Raw genomic sequence first — 3,257 nt, 5'->3', positions numbered from 1 at the left:
TTCCGAAGGATCGTTGAAGGAGTCGATGAAACGCTTGACAGCGTTATCATCCCGGTAAATGAGGCTCTTCGTGTCTCGAAAGAATATGCAAATTCGAACTTTGCTGCACGAGTGGATCCTTCACTGAAGGTATCAGGTGACTGGGTCGAATTTAAAGACGCTCTGGACAATATTGGTATCCAGATATCAGCTGCAGTTGGGTTGATCAATAAAAAACTACAGGATCTTGCTTCCAATGCAGAAGAAGCAACTGCAAGTATTGAGGAGGTTTCAGCCGGAGCACAACAGATTGCGAAAAATGCCGGGGAAGTCAGCGGTAATTCCATGCGGGGAGAGGATGGTATTCAGCAGGTTCTGAAAGCCATGGAAGATCTCAATATCACCGTTGCAGAAGTATCACGGCGTGCCGAGGAGGTTTCATCCACCGCAACCGCAGCAAACGGGTATGCAAAGCACGGGGTCGAACTGGCACAAAAATCCGAGACTGCGATGGAGGAAATCAAGCGTTCGTCTTCAGAAGTTGATCAGATAGTCAAGGAAATTAATCAGCAGATGGATGAGATTGGGAAAATTGTTCGTCTCATTTCTGATATTGCAAACCAGACAAATCTGCTTGCCCTTAATGCAGCCATAGAGGCTGCACGGGCAGGTGAAGCAGGACGAGGTTTTGCTGTCGTTGCAGCTGAAGTAAAATCCCTTGCTCAGGACTCACGGCAATCCGCTGAAAATATTGCAGATATGATCATGACCCTCCAGACAAAGGCGAAAAAAGCAAATGAAGCGATGGGTCATGCCGGAGAGACGGTAGCTGTTGGGAGTGCTGCACTTTCAGAAACAGTTGAGGCTTTTGAACAGATCGCAGCCTCAATTGATGATATCACCCGTAATGCAACTGATGTGGCATCATCTTCAGAAGAGCAGGCAGCATCTGTGGAAGAGGTGACGGCAAGCATCAATGAAGTAAGTGGACTGGTCCAGAATACAGCGAAGGAGGCAGGAGATGCTGCAGCAGCAACACAGGAAGCATCAGCCTCAATTGACCAGATCAGTAAAATTGTTGCAAATGTGAATGAGATCGTAGAAATCGTCTCACAAGAGATGGCAAAGTTTAAAATCTGAGGATACCATGGAACTTGCAGATTTTAAATCTCAGGCCGGAAATAAGGAAAAGGAGGATGAAATCCAGGTTGTCGAGTTTATTATCGGAGATGATAAATTTGCAGTGAATCTCTTTGATGTCAGGGAAATTGTCGAAGCCTCGAAAATCACCCCCCTTCCTCATGCCCCGCCTCATATCAGGGGGATTATTGATCTCAGGGGTGAGATTACAACCATCATTGATCTTCGCCAGCTTCTTCAGATTGCAGCGCCCAAGGATACTGACACTGCGGATCTCCGGTTTATTGTTCTTGATGATACTGTTACCTCCCAAAAGACCGGGATAGTGGTTGATGAAGTAACGTCTGTACTCACTATACCAGTCACTGATATTGATCAGGCATCCCGGGGTGGTTCTGAAGAGGGGGGATATATTCTTGGAGTCATAAAAAAGGAGGTAGGTGAGCGGGGGGAGAGCAGAAAAGAACTGGTCATCTGGATAGATATCCGGCGACTTATTTCTGATGTTCATCTATAGTTGGAACTGATTATTATATGATAAATCCATATTACACATCGTTATCTCTCACCCCCAATTTGAAATTAATTGTATATTTTTATGAAAAAGGAATTTCTGAACGCCGGTGCGTTTATTGAATCCTTCTCCTCACTCCTTGCAACCGCGATCCGTTTTCCCTGTAGTACAATATCAAGTCTTCGTACCTGCTGTGTTGAAATTCCTGAAGATATTGCTATCGTCTCATACTCCTTTTCCTCAATCTGTCTGAGTGCATGGAGAGCAAATCTCGATAATCCATTTGATTCAATTGATTTAAACTTGATACTAGTATCACCGAGGTACCTGACTCTTTTCGGAATCATGATAATATCCGCCCGTTCATATCCTGATTCAGCATTTGACCTGGTATCATAAATGGAACGTATATTTTCAAGCAGATCAAGGACACAGGCGTGAAAAACTGGTCAGGAAATCGTGCAACATCATGGCAACTCACCAGTATCAGTAATTACTTCTGGAGTATTTCCTCGAGAACGGGAGCTGGATCATGTTCCATGAACTATTTATACGTCCCATAAGCCCTCCCTTTTTCGGGTAAAGAGATTCAATAAATGACTCATATGCAAACCAAATCTCGATATTTGGAATAGATAACCGGTAAGTAGTTCGTCCTTTGATATCCAATTGTGGTTCATCTGTCTGGAGATAGCCGGGATAGTACAGGAAGCTCCCTATGTTTACCGGGTTTTTCCAATATCCCTGAATGTTATTGACTCATGAATTGGACGCCCGGATCCCAACCTCTTAACAGTCGTTCGATATTCCGTTTAATTTCAGTCCCGCCCTGATCAACTTCCTTAAATACACAGGTATTCGGAGAGGCGTTCAGTCAGTGGGGAGAAGGTGAAGCGGGATACTGGCTGACATACAGGGACACTGACCATGGTTAGTATTTAGGATAGTGATTATGAAAAGTGATTCTTTGAATAATTCCTTCTGATGGTACGATGGTATTCTCTCTCTCAAAATGTGGAATGCATACTCATATCTATTTATTATCTCAACGACAATTTTTCTCATGATGTATGTACTCCCTTGATATGCTTATCAGACATTATTCCGTACATACCTCCCAAAGCCATTATCCTCGACGAACGGTCGGTCAAGATATCTGATTGAATCCGGAGTCTGGTTATGAATCACGTGAAAAATACACTTCCGTTTCCTCTCCCTGAAATACCTGATCATCTCCACCCGGACAAAAATCCTGGATTATCTGAAGAATATCGGCAGCTGTATGACTTGTTGATTCTTCAGAATACTGAAATATCGGTGTTGAATGAGGAACTTATTGCCCAGCATGATGAACTTTGTCTTCAGTATCAGCACCTTGCCCAGGCAGAGTCTGAAATCCGAAAAAAGGAGGAACAACTTCGGTTTATTACCCGGCAGATACCGGCAACTCTCTGGGTGGTAGATCGTAACCTGACGTACCTGCTCTCGGAAGGAAAAGGCCTTTCCCGTATCGGTCTTTCTCCAGGAGAGGTCGTCGGTAAGAGTCTTCATGACTATTTTCAAGCCAAGGAAGGTAATCATCCGGTTATCGATGCACATATCAGAGCGCTGCACGGGGAAGAGG

General features: G+C 44.2%; 3 protein-coding genes and 1 pseudogene. 3 read left to right on the top strand and 1 reads right to left on the bottom strand.

Annotation, left to right across the window (positions count from 1 at the left end):
* A partial coding sequence (locus PLA23_RS11875; RefSeq protein WP_324475311.1) for a methyl-accepting chemotaxis protein occupies window positions 1-1,119 on the top strand: 1,119 nt, incomplete at its 5' end.
* Window positions 1,120-1,126: 7 nt separating this feature from the next.
* Entirely contained in the window at window positions 1,127-1,636 is a 510-nt protein-coding gene (locus PLA23_RS11870) for a chemotaxis protein CheW (RefSeq protein ID WP_324328908.1), read from the top strand.
* 65 nt (window positions 1,637-1,701) lie between these two features.
* On the opposite strand, the pseudogene PLA23_RS11865 reads toward PLA23_RS11870, so the two are convergent.
* Window positions 1,702-2,067: pseudogene (locus tag PLA23_RS11865) on the bottom strand (PD-(D/E)XK nuclease domain-containing protein); the annotation flags it as partial.
* Window positions 2,068-2,812: 745 nt separating this feature from the next.
* Between PLA23_RS11865 and PLA23_RS11860 the strand changes: the two are divergent.
* Window positions 2,813-3,257, top strand: a 445-nt coding sequence (locus PLA23_RS11860; protein ID WP_324475310.1) for a PAS domain-containing protein, incomplete at its 3' end; no start/stop codon positions are given.

It is taken from the genome of Methanospirillum sp. (assembly GCF_035406105.1).
In the GTDB taxonomy this organism is placed as follows: Archaea; Halobacteriota; Methanomicrobia; order Methanomicrobiales; family Methanospirillaceae; genus Methanospirillum.
Note: the sequence above shows the minus strand (reverse complement) of the source record. Positions and strands in the feature narration are given on the sequence as shown.